The 19994-nt window shown below is 57.6% G+C and carries 19 protein-coding genes and 1 pseudogene; 10 read left to right on the plus strand and 10 right to left on the minus strand.

Features of this window, described 5'->3' with window-relative positions; all coding sequences use genetic code 11:
- Window positions 1-160: 160 nt before the first annotated feature.
- The 4 genes from ACOYXE_RS05065 to ACOYXE_RS05080 all read right to left on the minus strand — a co-directional run bounded on the left by ACOYXE_RS05065 (window position 161) and on the right by ACOYXE_RS05080 (window position 4213).
- Complete coding sequence (locus ACOYXE_RS05065) at window positions 161-1036, minus strand: ABC transporter permease subunit (RefSeq protein WP_034155531.1); 876 nt, start codon at window positions 1034-1036, stop codon at window positions 161-163.
- A complete protein-coding gene (locus ACOYXE_RS05070) occupies window positions 1033-1947 on the minus strand; it encodes an ABC transporter permease subunit (RefSeq protein ID WP_034155532.1) in 915 nt (304 codons plus the stop codon). The genes ACOYXE_RS05065 and ACOYXE_RS05070 overlap by 4 nt, the downstream gene beginning before the upstream one ends.
- Window positions 1944-3086 carry an ABC transporter ATP-binding protein gene (locus ACOYXE_RS05075; RefSeq protein WP_160058510.1) on the minus strand — a complete coding sequence of 381 codons (1143 nt, stop codon included), beginning with the start codon at window positions 3084-3086 and terminating at the stop codon, window positions 1944-1946. The genes ACOYXE_RS05070 and ACOYXE_RS05075 overlap by 4 nt, the downstream gene beginning before the upstream one ends.
- 365 nt (window positions 3087-3451) lie before the next feature.
- Window positions 3452-4213 (minus strand): gamma-glutamyl-gamma-aminobutyrate hydrolase family protein, encoded by a 762-nt coding sequence (locus ACOYXE_RS05080; RefSeq protein WP_236431759.1) that lies wholly within the window; start codon window positions 4211-4213, stop codon window positions 3452-3454.
- A gap of 282 nt (window positions 4214-4495) precedes the next feature.
- Here ACOYXE_RS05080 and ACOYXE_RS05085 point away from each other — a divergent pair, with 282 nt between their 5' ends.
- The 4 genes from ACOYXE_RS05085 to ACOYXE_RS05100 all read left to right on the plus strand — a co-directional run bounded on the left by ACOYXE_RS05085 (window position 4496) and on the right by ACOYXE_RS05100 (window position 10093).
- Window positions 4496-5872, plus strand: coding sequence for a glutamine synthetase family protein (locus ACOYXE_RS05085; RefSeq protein ID WP_007918694.1), 1377 nt, complete (start codon window positions 4496-4498; stop codon window positions 5870-5872).
- A gap of 267 nt (window positions 5873-6139) precedes the next feature.
- A complete protein-coding gene (locus ACOYXE_RS05090) occupies window positions 6140-7630 on the plus strand; it encodes an aldehyde dehydrogenase (protein ID WP_034155535.1) in 1491 nt (496 codons plus the stop codon).
- A gap of 49 nt (window positions 7631-7679) precedes the next feature.
- Window positions 7680-8963 (plus strand): NAD(P)/FAD-dependent oxidoreductase, encoded by a 1284-nt coding sequence (locus ACOYXE_RS05095; RefSeq protein WP_460928020.1) that lies wholly within the window; start codon window positions 7680-7682, stop codon window positions 8961-8963.
- A gap of 581 nt (window positions 8964-9544) precedes the next feature.
- Window positions 9545-10093 (plus strand): cupin domain-containing protein, encoded by a 549-nt coding sequence (locus ACOYXE_RS05100; protein ID WP_007950154.1) that lies wholly within the window; start codon window positions 9545-9547, stop codon window positions 10091-10093.
- Window positions 10094-10182: 89 nt separating this feature from the next.
- Here the strand turns inward: ACOYXE_RS05100 and ACOYXE_RS05105 are convergent, their stop codons facing one another.
- The 3 genes and pseudogenes from ACOYXE_RS05105 to ACOYXE_RS05115 all read right to left on the minus strand — a co-directional run.
- Window positions 10183-10863, minus strand: a complete 681-nt coding sequence (locus ACOYXE_RS05105) for a hypothetical protein (protein ID WP_160058507.1) — start codon at window positions 10861-10863, stop codon at window positions 10183-10185.
- Between the two features lie 438 nt (window positions 10864-11301).
- Window positions 11302-11742, minus strand: a complete 441-nt coding sequence (locus ACOYXE_RS05110) for a pyruvate kinase (protein WP_460928021.1) — start codon at window positions 11740-11742, stop codon at window positions 11302-11304.
- A 187-nt stretch (window positions 11743-11929) separates the two neighbouring features.
- A pseudogene (locus ACOYXE_RS05115) lies at window positions 11930-12120 on the minus strand (fructose-bisphosphate aldolase); the annotation flags it as partial.
- A 385-nt stretch (window positions 12121-12505) separates the two neighbouring features.
- Between ACOYXE_RS05115 and ACOYXE_RS05120 the strand changes: the two are divergent.
- Entirely contained in the window at window positions 12506-12790 is a 285-nt protein-coding gene (locus ACOYXE_RS05120; protein ID WP_160058505.1) for a hypothetical protein, read from the plus strand.
- A gap of 78 nt (window positions 12791-12868) precedes the next feature.
- On the opposite strand, the gene ACOYXE_RS05125 is transcribed toward ACOYXE_RS05120, so the two are convergent.
- Window positions 12869-13300, minus strand: a complete 432-nt coding sequence (locus ACOYXE_RS05125; RefSeq protein WP_405123403.1) for a hypothetical protein — start codon at window positions 13298-13300, stop codon at window positions 12869-12871.
- A gap of 166 nt (window positions 13301-13466) precedes the next feature.
- Between ACOYXE_RS05125 and ACOYXE_RS05130 the strand changes: the two genes are divergently transcribed.
- The 3 genes from ACOYXE_RS05130 to ACOYXE_RS05140 all read left to right on the plus strand — a co-directional run bounded on the left by ACOYXE_RS05130 (window position 13467) and on the right by ACOYXE_RS05140 (window position 15459).
- Complete coding sequence (locus ACOYXE_RS05130; RefSeq protein WP_007919303.1) at window positions 13467-13856, plus strand: hypothetical protein; 390 nt, start codon at window positions 13467-13469, stop codon at window positions 13854-13856.
- A 15-nt stretch (window positions 13857-13871) separates the two neighbouring features.
- Window positions 13872-14294: an HD domain-containing protein gene (locus tag ACOYXE_RS05135; RefSeq protein ID WP_460928024.1), complete on the plus strand. Its 423-nt coding sequence runs from the start codon at window positions 13872-13874 to the stop codon at window positions 14292-14294.
- A gap of 142 nt (window positions 14295-14436) precedes the next feature.
- Window positions 14437-15459: an AbrB family transcriptional regulator gene (locus ACOYXE_RS05140; protein WP_460928026.1), complete on the plus strand. Its 1023-nt coding sequence runs from the start codon at window positions 14437-14439 to the stop codon at window positions 15457-15459.
- Window positions 15460-15674: 215 nt separating this feature from the next.
- Here the strand turns inward: ACOYXE_RS05140 and ACOYXE_RS05145 are convergent, their stop codons facing one another.
- Complete coding sequence (locus ACOYXE_RS05145; RefSeq protein ID WP_460928028.1) at window positions 15675-16451, minus strand: NAD(P)H-dependent oxidoreductase; 777 nt, start codon at window positions 16449-16451, stop codon at window positions 15675-15677.
- Between the two features lie 85 nt (window positions 16452-16536).
- Between ACOYXE_RS05145 and ACOYXE_RS05150 the strand changes: the two genes are divergently transcribed.
- Window positions 16537-17430, plus strand: a complete 894-nt coding sequence (locus ACOYXE_RS05150; RefSeq protein ID WP_460928030.1) for a LysR family transcriptional regulator — start codon at window positions 16537-16539, stop codon at window positions 17428-17430.
- A 255-nt stretch (window positions 17431-17685) separates the two neighbouring features.
- Window positions 17686-18471, plus strand: a complete 786-nt coding sequence (locus ACOYXE_RS05155) for a DeoR/GlpR family DNA-binding transcription regulator (protein ID WP_460928033.1) — start codon at window positions 17686-17688, stop codon at window positions 18469-18471.
- A gap of 131 nt (window positions 18472-18602) precedes the next feature.
- Here the strand turns inward: ACOYXE_RS05155 and ACOYXE_RS05160 are convergent, their stop codons facing one another.
- Complete coding sequence (locus ACOYXE_RS05160; protein WP_460928035.1) at window positions 18603-19886, minus strand: NAD(P)/FAD-dependent oxidoreductase; 1284 nt, start codon at window positions 19884-19886, stop codon at window positions 18603-18605.
- Between the last annotated feature and the right edge of the window lie 108 nt (window positions 19887-19994).

A 19994-nucleotide genomic window follows, 5' to 3' on the forward strand; every position in this document is an offset into this window, starting at 1 on the left:
TCACGTTGCGCAAAGCCCCCTCACCCTCTCCCAGGGGGAGAGGGGACTGACCGAGGGGCTGACTACATTTGTGTAGGAGCTGTCGAGTGAAACGAGGCTGCGATCTTTTGATCTTTCACATCAAGATCAAAAGATCGCAGCGTGCCGCAGCTCCTACCGGTCAAGCGGTGGCGGCTTGTTGCGGTTGTTGCCACGACTCATTCGCCGTCTGATCCATCGCTTCCTGAATCGCCCGCTTGCGGTTGGCTTCTGCCTTGCGGCCGAAGTACCAGACCAGGAACGTCACCAGCGACACCGCCAGCAGAATCAGGCTGGCCACCGCGTTGATCTCAGGCTTCACGCCCAGACGCACCGCCGAGAACACTTCCATCGGCAACGTCGTCGAACCTGGTCCGGAAACGAAGCTGGCCAACACCAAGTCATCCAGCGACAAGGCGAACGACATCATCCCGCCCGCCGCCAGCGACGGCGCGATCATTGGAATGGTGATCAGGAAAAACACCTTGAACGGCTTCGCACCGAGATCCATCGCCGCTTCTTCGATCGACAGATCCAGCTCACGAAGGCGGGCGGAGACTACCACCGCCACATAAGCGGCACAAAACGTGGTGTGGGCGATCCAGATCGTGACGATGCCACGCTCCTGCGGCCAGCCGATCAACTGCGCCATCGCCACGAACAGCAGCAACAGCGACAGACCGGTGATCACCTCAGGCATCACCAACGGCGCAGTGACCAGACCACCAAACAGCGTGCGACCCTTGAAGCGTGTCACACGCGTCAGCACGAAAGCGGCGAGGGTGCCCAACGCGACTGCAGCAATCGCGGTGTAGCAGGCGATTTCCAGCGAGCGCACCACCGAGCCCATCAGTTGCGTGTTGTCGAGCAAGCCGACATACCACTTCACCGACCAGCCGCCCCAGACTGTCACTAGTTTCGAGGCGTTGAACGAGTAGATCACCAGAATCAGCATCGGCAGATAAATGAACATCAGGCCGAAGATCAGCATGAACTTGGAAAAACCGAAGCGTTTCATCCCCGTGCCTCCATCTCTTTGGCCTGGCTGCGGTTGAACAGCAGAATCGGCACAATCAGGATCAACAGCATCACCACCGCCAGCGCAGACGCCACCGGCCAGTCGCGGTTATTGAAGAACTCTTGCCACAGCACGCGACCGATCATCAGCGTCTCCGGGCCACCCAACAGTTCTGGAATCACGAACTCGCCGACCACCGGAATGAACACCAGCATGCAGCCGGCAATAATGCCGTTCTTGGCCAGTGGCACGGTGATTTTCCAGAAGTTGTTGAAGTTGCTCGAACCCAGATCCTGCGCGGCTTCCAGCAGGCTGCCATCGTGCTTGACGAGGTTGGCGTACAGCGGCAACACCATGAATGGCAGGTAGGCGTAGACCACGCCGATATACACGGCCGTGTTGGTGTTGAGGATCTCGATCGGGTGATCGGTCAGCCCCGTCCACATCAGAAACGCGTTGAGCAAACCGTTGTTGCTGAGGATGCCCATCCATGCGTAAACGCGGATCAGGATCGCGGTCCAGGTCGGCATCATGATCAACAGCAGCAGGACGTTTTGCGTTTCCTTGCCGGTCTTGGTGATCGCGTAGGCCATCGGGAAACCGATCAACAGGCACATCATCGTGCTCAGCGCCGCGACTTTCAGCGAGCCTAGGTAGGCCGATAGGTACAGCTCGTCTTCGCCGAGCATGGTGTAGTTGCCGATGTTGAGCATCAGCTGGAATTTCTGTTCGGCGTAGGTGTAGATCTCCGAGTAGGGCGGGATCGACAGCGCGGCTTCCGAGAAGCTGATCTTCATCACCAGAAAGAACGGCAGCATGAAGAACAGGAACAGCCAGATGAACGGAATGCCGATCACCAGTTTTCGCCCGCTGGGCACCAGGCGCAGGAATTGCTGATTGAAGGTTCTCATGAGCGCAGTACCACGCCGCTGTCGTCTTCCCACCAGACGTAGACTTTGTCGTCCCAGGTCGGCCGCGCGCCACGGCGTTCGGCGTTGGCCATGAACGACTGGACGATTTTGCCGCCGGGCAATTCGACGTAGAACACCGAGTGACCGCCGAGGTAGGCGATGTCATGCACCTTGCCTTCGGACCAGTTGTAGCGAAATTCCGGCTTGGTCGTGCTGACGAGCATTTTTTCCGGACGGATCGCGTAGGTGACCGACTTGTCCTGCACCGAAGTGCTGACACCGTGACCGACGTAGATCTTCTGTTCCAGGTCCGGGCTGTGGATGATCGCGTGACCTTCAAGGTCTTCCACCACGGTGCCGTCGAAGGCGTTCACGTTGCCGATGAATTCGCAGACCATGCGGCTGACCGGCGCTTCATAAATGTCGATCGGGCTGCCGATCTGCGCGATCCAACCCAGGTGCATGATTGCGATGCGTTCGGCCATGGTCATGGCCTCTTCCTGGTCGTGGGTCACCATTACGCACGTCACGCCGACGCGTTCGATGATCTGCACCAGCTCCAGTTGCATCTGCGAACGCAGCTTTTTATCCAGCGCGCCCATCGGTTCATCGAGCAGCAACAGCTTCGGACGTTTGGCCAGCGAGCGGGCGAGGGCGACGCGCTGACGCTGGCCGCCGGACAACTGGTGCGGACGGCGTTTGGCGTATTGGGTCATGTGCACCAAGCGCAGCATCTCATCGACACGGGCGTCGATTTCGCTGGCGGGCAAACGGTCTTGCTTGAGGCCGAAGGCGATGTTCTGCGCGACGGTCATGTGTGGGAACAGCGCGTAGGACTGGAACATCATGTTGATCGGCCGCTCGTACGGCGGCATGTCGGTGATGTCCACGCCGTCGAGCAGAATCCGCCCTTCAGTCGGGCGCTCGAAACCGGCGAGCATGCGCAGCAGGGTCGATTTGCCCGAACCGGAGCCACCGAGCAGGGCGAAGATTTCGCCCTGATGGATCTCCAGGGACACATCGTCCACGGCCACGGTTTCGTCGAACTTCTTGGTGACACGATCGACTTTCACCAGCACCTTTTTCGGTTGCTGATGACCTTCAAGTGCCTTCCTGTAAGTGCTGGAGGCGTTTGCCATGTGAAACTCCCAACAGGTTTCGTTCGCCTGGCCAATGTGGCCGGGCTTAAGTGGATTGCAAGCCTGCAAGCGCAATCTCAGTCATTACACATCCCCTGTAGGAGTGAGCCTGCTCGCGATGAGGCCATGTCAGTCGACATCTCTGTTGACTGGTCTATTGCTATCGCGAGCAGGCTCACTCCTACAGGGGAATTGCGCATGCCTGACTGACCTTGCACTGCCGAGGGCTTGGTCGGCGCCGCCGTCCTGGCTGCCTGGGTCGTACTTGTTGTTATCACGGGTGTTGCTGTTCACGAATGACGGATGTGCGCAGGCACACCCGACATTCATGGGGGCAGTAAATCGTTACGTATGCTTGGGTTGGATCAGCGCTGATTGCGCCGCGCCGCCCGTTGCCGGCAAGCCGCGCCGAATGCCTGGAAAATCTTCAGGTAGTTCGGGTTATCGAGCACTTGCCATTCCGGGTGCCATTGCACGCCGAGGGCGAAGGTCGGGCTGTGCTCGACCGAGACCGCCTCGATCAAACCGTCCGGCGCCACCGCTTCGGCCCGCAGGCCGGGGGCGAGGCGATCGATGCCCTGGCTGTGAATCGAGTTGACCTGGAACTCGCCCGGCAACTCCAGCGCCTCAAACACGCCGCCGCTCAAAACCGTCACCGCATGGGCCGGTGCGTATTGCACGGCCACATCAGGGCTGTCGGCTTCACGGTGATCGAGCATGCCCGGCAGCTCATGCACCTTCTGATGCAGGCTGCCGCCGAACGCCACGTTCATTTCCTGGAAACCACGGCAGATGCCGAGCACCGGAACGCCCGCCGCGATGGCTGCACGCAATAAAGGAAGGGTGGTGGCATCCCGCGCCGGATCGTGATCCGTGCCGGGTTCGCTGGCCGGGCCTTGATAGTGGAAAGGTTCCACGTTCGAGGGCGAGCCGGTCAGCAGCAGACCGTCGAGTTGACCGAGCAGGTCTTCGATTTCGGTCAGCTTGCCAAGGGAAGGAATGACCACTGGCAGCCCGTTAGCGCCAACGCTGACAGCACGTACGTACTTGTCGCCGCTGATGTGATAGGGGTGCAGGCCAATCTGTTTGACGCACGCAGTAACGCCGATCAATGGCTTGAATGCCATTTTTATTCACCTCGAAGTTTGACACTTGAACGAGCTTTTCCGGAGCTTAGCCTCGTTGATTTTAATTAACAACTGCCATGTAAAAAATTCTAAACGCCGTTCATCATATCTTCATGATTCCCGGGGCTGTGGCGCCTGTATTGGCACGTAAGTGTTAAAAAAAGCCCGAAAAATAAACCCTGGGCGGCTATCTGTTCGCTATTGACTTCACTTTGCCGTTCGGGTTGACTGGCTCGGCGAAACAGCAGTGAACATAATAATTAACAGCTAAATAGGTGCATCATGTCGGTCCCTCTGCGTACCGTTCAACTCAACGAAGCAAACGCATTCCTTAAGAAATATCCTGAGGTTTTGTACGTCGACCTTCTGATTGCGGATATGAACGGTGTGGTGCGCGGCAAGCGCATCGAACGCACCAGTCTTCATAAGGTTTACGAGAAAGGCATCAACCTGCCGGCCTCGCTTTTCGCCCTCGACATCAATGGCTCCACGGTGGAAAGCACCGGCCTGGGTCTGGACATCGGCGACGCTGACCGCATTTGCTATCCGATCCCCGGCACGCTGAGCATCGAGCCGTGGCAGAAGCGTCCCACCGCACAACTTCTAATGACCATGCACGAAATCGAAGGCCAGCCGTTCTTCGCTGACCCGCGTGAAGTGCTGGCCAACGTCGTGCGCAAATTCGACGACCTCGGCTTGACCATCTGCGCGGCATTCGAACTCGAGTTCTATCTGATCGACCAGGACAACGTGAACGGCCGTCCGCAATCGCCACGCTCGCCAGTCTCCGGCAAGCGTCCGGTGTCGACTCAGGTGTACCTGATCGACGATCTCGACGAATACGTCGATTGCCTGCAAGACATCCTCGAAGGCGCGAAAGAGCAGGGCATCCCGGCTGACGCGATCGTCAAGGAAAGCGCCCCGGCGCAGTTCGAAGTCAACCTGCATCACGTCTCCGACCCGATCAAGGCTTGCGACTACGCGGTCCTGCTCAAGCGTCTGGTGAAGAACATCGCCTACGACCATGAGATGGACACCACCTTCATGGCCAAGCCGTATCCGGGCCAGGCGGGCAACGGTCTGCACGTACACATTTCGATCCTGGACAAAGAAGGCAACAACATCTTCGCCAGCGAGGATCCCGAGCAGAACGCCGCACTGCGTCACGCGATCGGCGGTGTGCTGGAGACCCTGCCTGCGCAAATGGCGTTCCTCTGCCCGAACGTCAACTCGTACCGCCGTTTCGGCGCGCAGTTCTACGTACCGAACTCGCCGAGCTGGGGCATCGACAACCGTACCGTGGCGGTACGTGTGCCAACCGGTTCGGCCGACGCTGTGCGTATCGAGCATCGCGTCGCCGGTGCCGATGCCAACCCGTACTTGTTGATGGCGTCGGTGCTGGCCGGTATTCACCACGGTCTGACCAATCAGATCGAGCCGGGCGCTCCGGTTGAAGGCAACAGCTACGAGCAGAACGAACAGAGCCTGCCGAACAACCTGCGCGACGCATTGCGTGAGCTGGACGACAGCGAAGTCATGGCCCGCTACATCGACCCGATGTACATCGACGTGTTTGTCGCTTGTAAGGAGAGCGAGCTGGCCGAGTTTGAGAACTCGATTTCTGACCTTGAGTACAACTGGTATCTGCATACGGTGTGATTAGCTGAGGCCCTCAAAAGCCGAAGAGCCCCTCACCCTAACCCTCTCCCGGAGGGAGAGGGGACTGACCCGGGGATGCTTGGGAAATCCTGCGACCTGAACCTGCTTTACCGAATCCATAATCGACTCGGTCGTTCAGGTCGGTGTAACTCCCGAGACAACTCGATCGGTCCCCTCTACCCCTGGGAGAGGGCTAGGGTGAGGGCCGCCATCTCAAGCCAGACCCAACACCCCGACACCCCCAATTCCCCTTGTCGAGCCACAACAATGACGACGACCCGCAACGACTGGGAACAACGCTTCCAGTCCCTGACCATCGAAGCCCGCGCGTTCATCAACGGTGAATACCGCCCGGCCATCAGTGGCGACACCTTCGAATGCCTGAGCCCCGTCGACGGCCGTTTCCTCGCCTCCGTGGCCAGCACCGATGAAGCCGACGCCAACCTCGCCGTTGAAGTCGCGCGCCAGTCTTTTGAATCCGGCATCTGGGCGAAAAAAGCCCCGGCCGAGCGCAAGCGCATCCTGATCCGCTTCGCCGATCTGATCCTGCAGAACCAGGAAGAACTGGCGCTGCTGGAAACCCTCGACATGGGTAAACCGATCAGCGATTCGATGAGCATCGACATCCCGGCGACCGCCAACGCGATCCGCTGGAGCGCCGAAGCCATCGACAAGATCTACGACGAAGTCGCCGCCACCCCGCACGATCAACTCGGCCTCGTCACCCGCGAGCCATCCGGCGTGGTCGCGGCCATCGTGCCGTGGAACTTCCCGCTGATCATGGCCAGCTGGAAATTCGCCCCGGCGCTGGCAGCAGGCAACTCGTTCATTCTGAAACCTTCGGAAAAATCGCCACTGACCGCAATCCGCATCGCTCAACTTGCGCTGGATGCCGGCATTCCGAAAGGCGTGTTCAACGTTCTGCCAGGCTTCGGCCATACCGTCGGCAAGGCGCTGGCGTTGCACATGGACGTCGACGTGCTGGCCTTCACCGGCTCCACAGCGATTGCCAAACAGCTGATGATTTATGCCGGCCAAAGCAACATGAAACGCGTCTGGCTCGAAGCAGGGGGCAAGAGCCCGAACGTGGTGTTTGCCGACGCACCGGACTTGCGCGCGGCAGCACAAGCGGCGGCCGGCGCCATTGCCTTCAACCAGGGCGAAGTGTGCACTGCGGGTTCACGTCTGCTGGTTGAGCGTTCGATCCGCGAGCAGTTCATTCCACTGCTGGTGGAAGCGCTGCAAGCGTGGAAACCCGGTCACTCACTCGATCCGGCAACCACCGTCGGTGCCGTGGTCGATCAGCGTCAACTCGACAACGTGCTGCGCTACATCAGCATCGGTCGTGAGCAGGGCGCCGAGCTGATTGCCGGCGGCCAGCGCACCCTTGAAGAAACCGGCGGCCTCTATGTGCAACCGGCGCTGTTCGACGGCGTGACCAATGCGATGACCATCGCCCAGGAAGAAATCTTTGGCCCAGTGCTGTCGCTGATCACCTTCGACACCGCCGAAGAAGCGCTGCAGATCGCCAACGACAGCATCTTCGGCCTCGCCGCCGGCGTCTGGACCAGCAACCTGAGCAAGGCGCACACCTTCGCTCGTGGCCTGCGTGCCGGCAGCGTCTGGGTCAACCAGTACGACGGCGGCGACATGACCGCACCGTTCGGTGGCTTCAAGCAGTCGGGCAACGGTCGCGATAAATCGCTGCACGCGTTCGACAAGTACACCGAGCTGAAAGCGACCTGGATCAAGCTCTGACTCTATTACAGCGGTGGTCGCCTTTGATTGGCGGCCCTCGGAGAAACGTATGAAACAGCAACACGTAAACAGCTACTACGCCGCCACCCGCAACGAAGTTATCGACTTTCCGGTTCTGGAAGAGTCGGTCGAGTGCGATGTCTGCATCATCGGCGCCGGTTACACCGGCCTGTCCTCGGCGCTGTTCCTCACCGAAGCCGGCTACAAAGTGACGGTGCTGGAAGCGGCGAAAGTCGGCTACGGCGCCAGCGGTCGCAATGGCGGTCAACTGGTCAACTCGTACAGCCGTGACGTCGACGTGATCGAAGAGCGTTACGGCGACAAGACCGCGGAAATCCTCGGCAGCATGATCTTCGAAGGCGCCGACATCATCCGTTCGCGCATCAAGGAATACGACATCCAATGCGACTACCGCCCGGGCGGCATTTTCGCAGCGATGAACAAGAAACAACTCAACAGTCTGGCTGAGCAGAAGCGTGGCTGGGAACGTTACGGCAACCGCAATCTGAAGATGCTCGACGCGGCTGACATCCGTCGCGAAGTCGGCTCCGACGCTTACGTTGGTGGCCTGCTGGATATGCAGGGTGGTCACGTTCATCCGTTGAACCTGGCGCTCGGTGAAGCTGCGGCGATTACGCGTTTGGGTGGCAAAATCTACGAGCAGTCGGCTGCCGTGGAAATCAAATACGGCGAACCCAACATCGTGCGCACCGCCAAAGGCCAGGTCCGCGCCAAGTACCTGCTGATCGCCGGCAACGCCTACCTGCCGCAATGTCTCGACAACCGCGTGACCGCGAAAAGCATGCCGTGCGGCTCGCAGATCGTCGTCACCGAACCGCTGACCGAGAAGCAGGCGCGCAGCCTGATCACCAACAACTACTGCGTCGAAGACTGCAACTACCTGCTGGATTACTACCGTCTGACTGCCGACAACCGTCTGCTTTACGGCGGCGGCGTGGTCTACGGCGCGCGGGAACCGGACGACATCGAACAACTGATCCGCCCGAAGATCCTCAAGACCTTCCCGCAGCTCAAAGACGTCAAGATCGACTACCGCTGGACCGGCAACTTCCTGCTGACCATGTCCCGCATGCCGCAATTCGGCCGTATCGAGAAAAACGCTTACTACATGCAAGGCTACAGCGGCCACGGCGTCACCTGCTCGCACCTGGCCGGCAAACTGATCTCGGAAATGATCCGCGGCGACGCCGAACGCTTCGACGCGTTCGCCTCCTTGCCACACATGCCAATGCTCGGCGGCCGGACCTTCTCCGCGCCACTGACCGCCCTCGGCGCCGTCTATTACTCGCTGCGCGACCGCTTCGGCCTCTAGTTACCTCCCCGGCGGCGGCCCAAGACCCCGCCGGTTTTTTTACCTGCCAGTACATGCACCATCAATCCGACTGGAACACCAAAGATCAAATTGTAGGAGTGAGCCTGCTCGCGATGAGGCCAGCCCAGCCACCATCCCTTCCACAGAAACACCACAAACCCTGTGGGAGCGAGCTTGCTCGCGAAGGCGGTCATCCAGTCAAAAATAATGGTGAATGTGCCACCCAATCGCGAGCAGGCTCACTCCTACAGGTCCGCATTACCAAGGCAAGAAGGACTTTTACCCCACCGTCCATCGAACCTGCTGAGCAACACCGGCAAACGTGATTTAATAGCCGCCTTTCACGGTTCCGGGACACGGGAGCAACGTGATCCGCGCCCCTCGCGCGGCACCCGCCACCCACCCCCATTACCCGTGGGTCTGCGCGAGAACCGCCGAGCGGCGATCAGGCAAGGCAAAAACAGGCGAGGAAGCGGAGTGTAGAGCCCTACATGAGCATTCTGAGCCTGTTTTTAACGCAGCATGATCGTCGCGCAGGCAGTTTTCGCGCAGAGCCTAAGTACTTCTCACATAAGGCAGTCATGGATACGGGTTCTCGACTCAAACTAGTACGCGAAAGCTACAAACTCTCCCAGCGCGAGCTGGCCCGGCGTAGCGGCGTGACCAATGCCACCATCTCCCTGATCGAACAGAATCGCGTCAGCCCCTCCGTCAGCTCACTGAAAAAGCTGCTCGAAGGCATACCGATGTCCCTGGCCGACTTCTTCACCTTCGACCAACCCCCGCGCGAACACCAATACGTCTTCCGCGCCAACGAACAGCCTGATCTTGGCCGCCACGGCTTGCGACTGCTGCTGATCGGCGCCTCGGTGCCGAGTCGGCAGATGCGCTTGCTGCGTGAGCAATACGCACCGGGCGCTAGTTCGGGGGAAGAGCCGATTGTGCATGCTGAGGGCGAGGAGTGCGGGTTGGTGACGCGTGGCACGGTGGAGTTGACCGTGGATGGGTCGGTGAGTGTGTTGAATGCGGGGGATGGGTATTACTTCCCGACCACGCTGCCACATAAGTTCCGGAATATCGGGGCGGATGAGGCTGAGATTATTAGTGCGAATACGCCGGCGAATTTTTGATGATGTTGGGGGGGGGGGCAGCGGGCGGTAATAAAAAAGGCGACTATCTAAGTTGCCTTTTTTAGATCTGTTGTTGACTGTTTTGGTTTTTATGTTTTTTTAAATCTGAATGTCATGAGTGATTGCTTATATGATGTGGCGATGTGGTTTGTAATTGGGTGTTTTGGTAGGATTTCAAGTATTTTTAGCAGGTTGGATATTACGGTTTCTCTGCTCCATTCGATGAAGCTCTGCTGGTCTAATATGTAAATCCAAGAAGTGTATGCGATTGTATCGTTGGTTAGAATTTTTTTGACAAATAATTCATTGATTGCTTTGGGGAATTTTTTTACACTGTTGTCGTCATTAAGTAATAGTTCTTCTGATTTGATGTGGATTGTTTCATTGCGAAGTTGAATTAGCCTTTGAAGGTCCTTGAAAGCTTCGTCTTCCCCTTTATTCCACTTATTTGGTGTCAGATAATTTATTAGGTGTTCATATTTTTTTGTCGGCGACTCTCTCTCGATACCTTCGAGGAATGTCATTAGCTTAAGTTCGTCTTCCTGTATGAATTCCATTGGCGCGTTCGCTTGCAAGGCAATCCCGCCTCTAAATGATTGAGTTGTGTTATCTTTTTTGAATAGTGTGCTGGGTTGGGTGAATGATCTCGGCTTATTGATTGCTGCATAGAAGCTTTTAATGTCTTGCAGAAAGGCCTCGGTGATCATTGCACAAATTATAAGATGTATTAGTCCATCTTTACTTTCTAGTTTTTCGGTTTTCTCAAGCAATATTATTCCATGAAATGGTAGTGACAGCATTATCGAGTCTCTCGCGTTATCGGGTTGTTTAGGTCATGACCAGTGGTTGTAAATGTTTCTTACTTGATTGGCCCAAAATGTCAGCCGTTGTAGAGGGTTTCTACTTCCGTCATATAAGCCCAGTTGTTCAGCTATCGAGAAAAAACCCTCTCCAGGGGTATTGTCATCCCCCCGGTGCACTATTAATGCCGTAAGCATTGGGCGCCCGGACTTATATTCGTGGATAGCAATGGCAGTTAACATTGTTGCAATTTCATCTCTGTGTTCTGATATGTCCATTGAAAGGCCAAGTAATGGAGATACATCGCTATAGGCTGCGAGTTGGTTGGTTCTAGCTAATGTAGTTAGTGTTGTGTATAGAATGCTGTTCATTTTTTTGGGCCGCGTGGAGTGGTGGTATTTTAGGTTTTATACCAATATTTCTAGTTTTCTTTTCTTAAATGACGTAATGACCCGGGAATGCCAGTCTTTTATTATTTTTGTTGTTTCTACGTCTTTGACGCATCTGTTGAGCGTTCCTTGGGGTTGAGGAAGTCTTCGATCATCTAATTCCCAGTCAAGTACTCGAATAGGTCTGCGATTTTTAATCCAGCCAAATTCTGTTTCTTCTTTTTTTACTTCGTACCAACCACCGATAACTTGCACGAGCGCTACCAGTTTGGCGCCATTCTTAATTGCGATAATGTCATTTACATTCATTTTTGTGCGAAAGTCATGAATGGTGCCTTTACCGTCGTCCCAGTTTCCGAGGCCTATTATTTTTTTATGCTCGAGTATTTCAAAAACGTACTCGTCAGCGAAGGATTTTTCATTGGGATGTATTTGCATATGCCAGTATGTGATGCTCATGTTTAAATCCTTTTTTGAGCGTTTGGTGTTTTTTATGATGTGCATGATTGAGGTCATGCTGCGCGGTGTCAGAGTGCCATTAAGTTCTCTTCCTTGAAAGGGGCGGTGAGACTAAAGTCGGATGCCTCCTGCGCGCGGCTTGTCACTATGTAAATATTAGGAATTGAATTTTTGGAGGGCAAAAAACCTATTTCACAATTGGCGCATCGAACGCTCTCTGTTCAATCACCCGAAACACATCATTGACATCCTGTACCAGGATTCTAGCGATATTGGTGATGGTTTTGATGTCGTGTTAAGCATGATCGGGGGCGCGGATGCAGGTGATGAGGTCGAGGTATTGAGGGCGGCGTTGAGGCGTTCGGCGGCGCAGGCGTGGCGTGTCACTTCTGAGGGCTGCGAAACCCATTGCTGACTACGGTCAGCGACAGGCTCACTTTGGGCAGCAATTCCGGCAGCCACAACTGACCTGTAGGACGTGAAACCCGTACCAGTGGCGAGGGGGCTTGCTCCCGCTTAGCGGCGCTGTCGTCGCAATCCGGGGCGTGCGGTATGTCTGGGAGAAAGGGACTATCCGGTCTCGGGGCAGCTTCGCAACCCCGCGGGAGCACGCTCTTTCGCCAAATGGGGTGTTTTCCTACGAAGTTTTCAGATATCGAAATTGGGCGAATCTACCGGGCGATAACCATTCGTCCGACACACCGCACGTTCGCCGCACACCTTCTTCCAATGCTGTAACTCCCCACGCAAAGGAAGAGCCACCATGCTGAACCATAAAATCGCGGTGTTAACCCTCGCGGCGTTGCTGTCCGGAAGTTCGCTGTACGCGATCGCGGCCGGCGAGACGTCCACCCCAACGGCAAACGACGGCACCAGCCAGACGCGTGACCCGGCGTCCCCTGCCACCAATGCCGACCCGGATGCCGATTCGCTGCCCAAGGGTGGTGATGGTGGCAAGACCGACAATGGGCCGGTGCCTTCTGCCTCAAAGCCCAGCCCAGCGGGTCAACCGTCCGGTAGCAGCAGTGGTGGTAATGGCGGTGGTTAATGGAACTCGCGCACTAAAAAGCCCGGTCTTTTTGAGCCGGGCTTTTCTTTGCCTGTCGCGAACGCAGATATCAGGCGTTCACTTCGCCTTCCAATGCCCGCCACCATTCTCACAATCAATCCGCGCCTGAGCTAAATGCTCCACGTCGTAGTAATACGTGGTCACTTGCGCGTTGTCGGGGATGTTCAATGCCTTCGCATTCTTGTCTTTGCTGGTTGAATGCGGGTTGGCGAGGGATTCCTGGGTGATCGTGGCGATACACGTTGCCTGATAGTGGTCTGCGCAGTGTTCGACCTTGGTTTTAGTGCTGCTGAGCATGTCTTTGCTTTCGTTACTGCACGACCAGTCGATTGAGTTCACCGGCATGCCTTCGTATTCATAACAACTGTGGGTTTCCACCGCTGGCACCGAGGCGCTGGAGGATTGCGTCTGGACGTCGCAGCCTTCGGCCATGACGCAAGTGGGGATGATGGCGAAGGTGGCGATCAGAAGCAGGAGGCGAATGTTCATCGGGGTTTCCTCTCCAATGGCGCCGTGTCTGATCGGAGATTTGGCGCTGATACAGTTTCGAGATTGTGCGGAGGAGGGAGGTTCCATCGGGTTTTTGATTTGCTCCCGAGGCGTACACTGCGAAACAATCGGAAATATTCAGCGCCCAAGGATTGGAACATTGCCCATGATCGAAATTGGCAGCCGCAACAACGCGCCCCCCTCGCAGCATCCATTCCACGATATCTATCTGTTCCACATTGACCCCGCAAAGCCAGACACGCCTTTCTGTTTCGAGCAGTCGATGTCCGGCGGGCATATGGAGCATGGCGGTGCGCGGTGGTTGGCGCTGGATGAGCTGGACGCCTGGCCGGGAGAGTGGCGTGAGCATTTGAATAAGGCTGATTGCGCGTGGGTTGCCGAGTTGATCGATGCCCATCCTAAAGCCGATCAGGCTGGTTTGGTGTCGCTGATCCTTCAGCGGCATTGCGGGTCAGCGAAGCCAGTCGGGCGTCTTAAGGCCATCGGCAACTGGCTCAAACGCAACATCCACGTCGGCGGCCGCTACGGCGTCTAACCCTCGGAGACTCCCATGACCCAGACCCTCGAACGCGCTATCGTCATCGCCGCCACGGCTCACGCCGGGCAGGTCGACAAGGGCGGTGCGCCGTACATTCTGCATCCGCTGAAAGTCATGTTGCGCATGACCACATTGGAAGAACGCATCGTCGCTGTGCTGCACGATGTGGTTGAGGATTGCGGTGTCAGCGTCGATGACTTGCGCAAGGAAGGTTTCAGCGAAGAAGTGCTGACGGCGATCGAGTCGGTGACCAAAGTGCCGGGCGAATCCTATGAAGACTTCGTTGACCGCGCCGCGCAGAACCCGATCGGGCGGATGGTGAAACTGGCGGATCTGGAAGAGAACAGCGACCTGTCGCGGATTGCTTCGCCAAGTTGGGAAGATCTCGAACGAATCGAAAAATACCGCCGCGCGATTGGCCGGTTGCGCGGGTAAAAACAAATAAATCCCCTGTAGGAGCTGCCGAAGGCTGCGATCTTTTGATCTTGATCTTCAAAAACAAAGGCAAAAGATCGCAGCCTTCGGCAGCTCCTACATGGGGTTGTGGTGTGTCAGGTAAATAGCCAGGAAGGCGACTATGAAATCCATTCTCTGTTTGTTGATTGCTGCCGGTTTCGGCGCGCTGTTGCAGTTCGAAGGCGTGCCCCACGGTTTGTTGTTGGGCTCGATTGTCGTCACTGCATTGTTCGCCAGTAAAACCGGTATCGCCCCGGCAACTCCTTATGGACTTGGCTACATCCAGGTCACGCTGGGCATCGCCACCGGGCTGATGTTCGAAGCGTGGGACAGCGAGACAGCCTCGACGATGTTGCCGAGCCTCGGCATGTTGTTGATTTGCCTGACGGTGCAAATCGCCCTCGCCGGATGGTGGCTGACGCGCGGCGCAGGCTGGAATCGCACGGATGCGCTCTTAGCGGTTTATCCCGGTGCACTGGCAGCGGTGTTCGATTTACTAGAGTCGGAAAAGGCCTCGAGCAAAGTCATCATCGTGCACTTGATGCGCTTGCTGTTGATCACGGTGTTGGTGAGTTTCCTGATTCCCGGTCAAGCCGCTGCGGTGGCGGTTGCCGATGGCGACCCTTTGACGACAGGCATGGCGCTGACCGCGCTTTCGGTAATCGCATTGAGCGTACTGCTCGGACGCTTGCTGCTGGTGATCGGCGTACCGGCGCCGTTCATGCTCACCGCGATCATCATCACGGCGGTATTTGTGAAAGTGGGATGGTTGCACGGTTTTCACATGCCGGATTGGAGTTTGAATCTGGCGGCGCTGATTCTCGGCGTGCGGATCGGCTCAAGGTTTCAGGGGCTTGGCTTCGCGGAACTGGGACGTCACGGGCGCACCGCGTTGGTCTCGGTCGGTTTGATGATCGTGGTCGCCGCAGTATTTGCTGAAGTCGCGGCACGCTGGTTGGGCAGTGATCCGCTGTCGCTGTGGCTGGCGTATATGCCCGGGGCGATTGAGACGATTGCGATTGTCGCGTTTGGTGGCGGGCTGAATGTGGTGTTTATCCTGACGCATCATTTGAGCCGGATGGTGTTGCTGCATTTTGCACCGGCGTTGTTGGTGCAGGTGCGGCGGGTGCGGGAGGAAACCTGACTCGAGCTGATGCCAATGTGTTGCGGTGTGTCAGTTAGATCCAACCCCCTCACCCCAGCCCTCTCCCCCAAAGGGGGCGAGGGGAAAGGGAGCCGATCTCGGTGCCTTTCAAAAGCTGAGTTCAGCTCGAGATATCAGGTCGGTGTAACTCGAACATCCAACGCGGTCGGCTCCCTCTCCCTCCGGGAGAGGGCTGGGGTGAGGGCAATGCGGCGCTAGCGGATGTGTGCGTCGAAGCCTTCGCTATCCGGCGCGATATCGCTCTTCAACGTCAAAGCGGGGATTTCGTATTCGCCGGCATTCTGCTGCCGAAACCCGATCGGCCGGGCACTCCACAACTCATCCAGCCGCCGCCCCAACTCATCACAAGTCTCGGCATACCGCGCCGCATCCATCCGACTGGTCCGATACACCACAAACGGTGGCACCACTTCAAAACCGGGGTAGTACAAAATCCCGTGTTGAATCGGAAACAACAAATCATCAATCGGCCCGTTGATCCCACGCGGTGCGTAGTGCGATTCCCAGCCGCCGGTGGTAACCATCAACATCGCCCGTTTGCCTTTCATTTTCCCTTCGCCATAACGCTCGCCCCAACGACTGTCGGAATGTTCGCCGACGCCGTAGGCAAAACCGTAGGCATACACCCGATCAACCCAACCTTTGAGAATGGCGGGCATGGTGAACCACCAGAGTGGAAACTGCAGAATCAACGCATCCGCCCACAACAGTTTCTCCTGCTCACGGGCGATGTCGGCAGCCTGAGTGCCTTCGGCGTAGGCGACTTTCGAGTCGAGCGAGGCGTGGAACGGTTTCGTCGCATCGCGCTGCGGGGCGTCGTCGGCGTCGAGGCTGGCTTTCCAGTTCATTGCATAGAGGTCGGAGACCTGCACGGTGTGACCGGCGGCTTGCAGGCGCTGGACGCTGAAGTCGCGCAGCGAGCCGTTGAGGGAGGTCGGTTCTGGATGGGCGTAAACGAGTAAGACGTTCATGTTGAAGCTCCGTTAGCTGAGTGACTGCAGGATCGGCGTTCAACCGGTATATTGGAAATGAATGTCTGATATGTCTGGTATAGCCATGAATAATTTGAGACGGCTGGATATCAACCTGCTGCTGACCCTCGACGTACTGCTGGCGGAGCACAACGTCACACGCGCGGCGCAGCGCCTGAACCTGTCGCAGCCCTCGGTGAGCGTGCATCTGGCCAAGTTGCGCGACATCTTTGCTGATCCGCTGTTGTTGCCTGGGCCGCGCGGAATGCGCCCGACGGCGCGCGCTGATGAATTGCGTGAGCCGTTGCGCGAGGCGCTGGAGGCGTTGGAGAGGGCGGTGGCGCCGGCCAGCGCGTTCGACCCGGCGCTGGCGACCCACACCTGGAAAATCGCCGCGACCGATTACGGCGAGTCGACGGTGGTGTTGCCAGCGCTGAGCGACTTGCGCGAACAGGCGCCGGGCACGCGTCTGGCGGTGATCGATCTGACCCCGGCGCATTTGGTTAAACAGGCCGAGCAGGGGGTGTTCGATCTGGCGCTGCACATCAGCGAAGACGCGCCGCCTGAGTTGCACCGTCGACCACTGTTCACCGAGCGTTATGTGCTGGCCGGTAGAGTCGGGCATCCAGATTTGATGCATGCGCCGAGCCGCGAACAGTTCTGCGCACTGGAGCACGTCATGGTGTCGCGCGAGGGCGGAGGCTTTTTCGGGGTGACCGATCGGGCGTTGGCCGATGTCGGGCTGATGCGCAAAGTGGTGTTGTCGGTGCCGCACTTTCTGATGGCGATGTCGGTGCTGGCGGCCACCGATCTGGTGGCGATGCTGCCGTCACGCCTGGTGCGTGACAACCCGGCGTTGCAAGCGGTCGACGCGCCGCTGGAAGTACCCGGTTACGAGATGGCGATGTTCTGGGGTGAACGCTCGCATCGCGATCCGGCGCACAAATGGCTGCGCGAGCATTTGCTGGCGTCGGTCTGAGGCGCTGTCAGGCGTGGCCGAGGGCAATCGCAAACGACACGACGATCATGCACGCAAACGCAAAATTGAGATTCATGAGGTGTTCATCCTGAGCCTTTTAGAAGTGGGGCCATTCTGAACAGGCTGAAAGCAAAGAAAAAATTCGCCTTGTTGATTCCAATGATCGAAACAATTGATACCCCGCCAGTTTGTGTTTGTTGAAGCCTTTCGCTATTCTCGCGAAACCTGCAAATACAAGCACAAACAGGCATAACCATGCACGATCACTCCGCGGCCGAACTGCCATCCCTGCGCCGACAGAAAATCCTTTTGCTCCTCGAACGTGACGGCAAGGTCATGGCCTCCGAGTTGAGCCAGCACTTCGCAGTCTCCGAAGACACCATCCGCCGCGACCTCGCGGAACTGGACAACGCCGGGCTGGTGCAGCGCGTGCACGGCGGGGCGCTGCCGCGTCCGAAGGACTCCGGCAAGGACTACTTCACGCGGCTGGACGAGACGGATGAGGTGAAAATTCGATTGGCGCAACGGGCCGCGCAGGAGATCGAGGACGGGCAGATTGTACTGTTCGACTCCGGCTCGACCACGCTGCAAGTGGCGCGGTCGTTAAGTGCAGATATCAGCATCACGGCGGTGACCGCTTCACCGATGACGGCGATTGCACTCTCGGAATTCAAGGGTGTGAAAGTGATTCTCGCCGGTGGCCAGTTGAATCCGCGAACGATGGCGGCGGGTGGGCATGAGGCACTGCGGCTGCTGGCCGGGATCAGGGCGGATCTGGCGATTACTGGCGTCTGTGCGATTCATCCGGAAGTGGGGATTACCTCGCTGCATTTCGACGAGGTGCCGGTGAAGCAGGCGATGCTCGATGGCGCCGCGCGGGTGATTGCCGTGACCACGGCGGACAAGTTGGGCGCGGTTGAGCCGTTTGTGGTGGCGCCATGTACGCGCCTGCATACGCTGATTACCGAGCGGCATGTGGCGTCGGGGAGTGTCGAGGATTATCGGCGGTTGGGGATTGTGGTGGAGCAGTTGCCGGATTGAATTTTTGCTGGATTTGAGGGCCCTTTCGCGAGCAAGCTCGCTCCCACAGGTGACCGGGTTCTATCTCGGGAACGCGGTCGAATGTGGGAGCGAGCTTGCTCGCGAAGGGGTCGGTACATTCAACCCATCTTTCAGCGCAGGCGCTCAAGCATTTGGTAGTACCACATCCCGGCAGCCAACAACGGGTTACCGAGCAAATCCCCCATCGGCACACGAATGTGCTGACACGCGGCAAACGTATCGAACTGCTCCATCTGCCCGGTAATCGCCCGGCTCATGATTTCGCCCATGATGTGCGTCGTTGCGATGCCGTGCCCCGAGTAGCCCTGGCAATACCAGACGTTATCCGAGAGCTTGCCCAGCTGCGGGATGCGGTTGATGACGATGCCCATCGCGCAGCTCCACTGGTAATCGATCTGCACACCTTTGAGCGCCGGAAAGGTTTGCTCGATGCACGGGCGCAGTTCGGCGGCGATGTCCCGTGAATCCTTGCCGCTGTAGTTGGCGCCGCCACCAAACAACAAGCGGCCATCGGCAGTGAGGCGGTAGTAGTCGAGGACGAAGCGGCAGTCGTAGACGGCCAGATCTTCCGGGTTGATCTGCTTGGCCAGATCGCCGAGCGGCGCGGTGGTGACGATGCCGCCCATGGCCGGAAAAATCTTGCCCTTGAGCTGCCCCGGTTCGAGCTTGTGATAGACGTCGCCAGCGAGCATCACCTGATAGGCATCGATTTGCCCGTGGGCCGTTCTCACCCCAGGCGTAGCGCCGTGAATGATCTCCAGCACTTCGCTGTTTTCAAAGATCAGCGCGCCAAGACTTTCCGCCGCCCGCGCTTCACCGATGCACAGGTTGAGCGGGTGCAGATGCATGTTGCGCGTATTCTTGATTGCGCCGTGGTAGAGATCGCTTTGCAGCAGATCGCGCACCTGACTGCGGTCGAGCAGACTGACCTCATCGCCCAATCCCCGCCGCACGGCTTCTTCGTAATCCTTGCGCAAGTCAGTCATGTGACTGGGCTTGTACGCCGCGTGTAAATGGCCGTGTTTGAGGTCGCATTGAATGCCGTATTTCTCGACCCGTTGCTGGATGATTTCATGCCCGCGCCAGCGCAGGTGCCAGATGAAGTCATCGACCTCGTCGCCGAGTTTCGGACGCATCTGTTTGCGCATTGCGCCGTCGCCGGAAAGGCTGCCGGTAACTTGTCCGCCGTTGCGCCCGGTGGCGCCCCAGCCGATCTTGTGGCTTTCGACGATGGCGACTTTCAGGCCTTTTTCGGCGAGTTCGACGGCAGTGGCGACGCCGGTGAAACCGCCGCCGATGATCACCACGTCGACCTTGTGCCGGCCTTGCAGGGTCGGGTAGTCGGTGTCCTGGTTGAGGGTGGCGGTGTAGTAGGAATTGCAGCGTTCGGTCATGTCAGTGTCCACACGAATTCTTAGGTTGTACGCGGTCCCTTGTAGGAGTGAGCCTGCTCGCGATAGCGGTGTGTCATTCACAGATGGTTTGACTGACATGGCCTCATC

Source organism: Pseudomonas sp. MC6 (genome assembly GCF_054790575.1).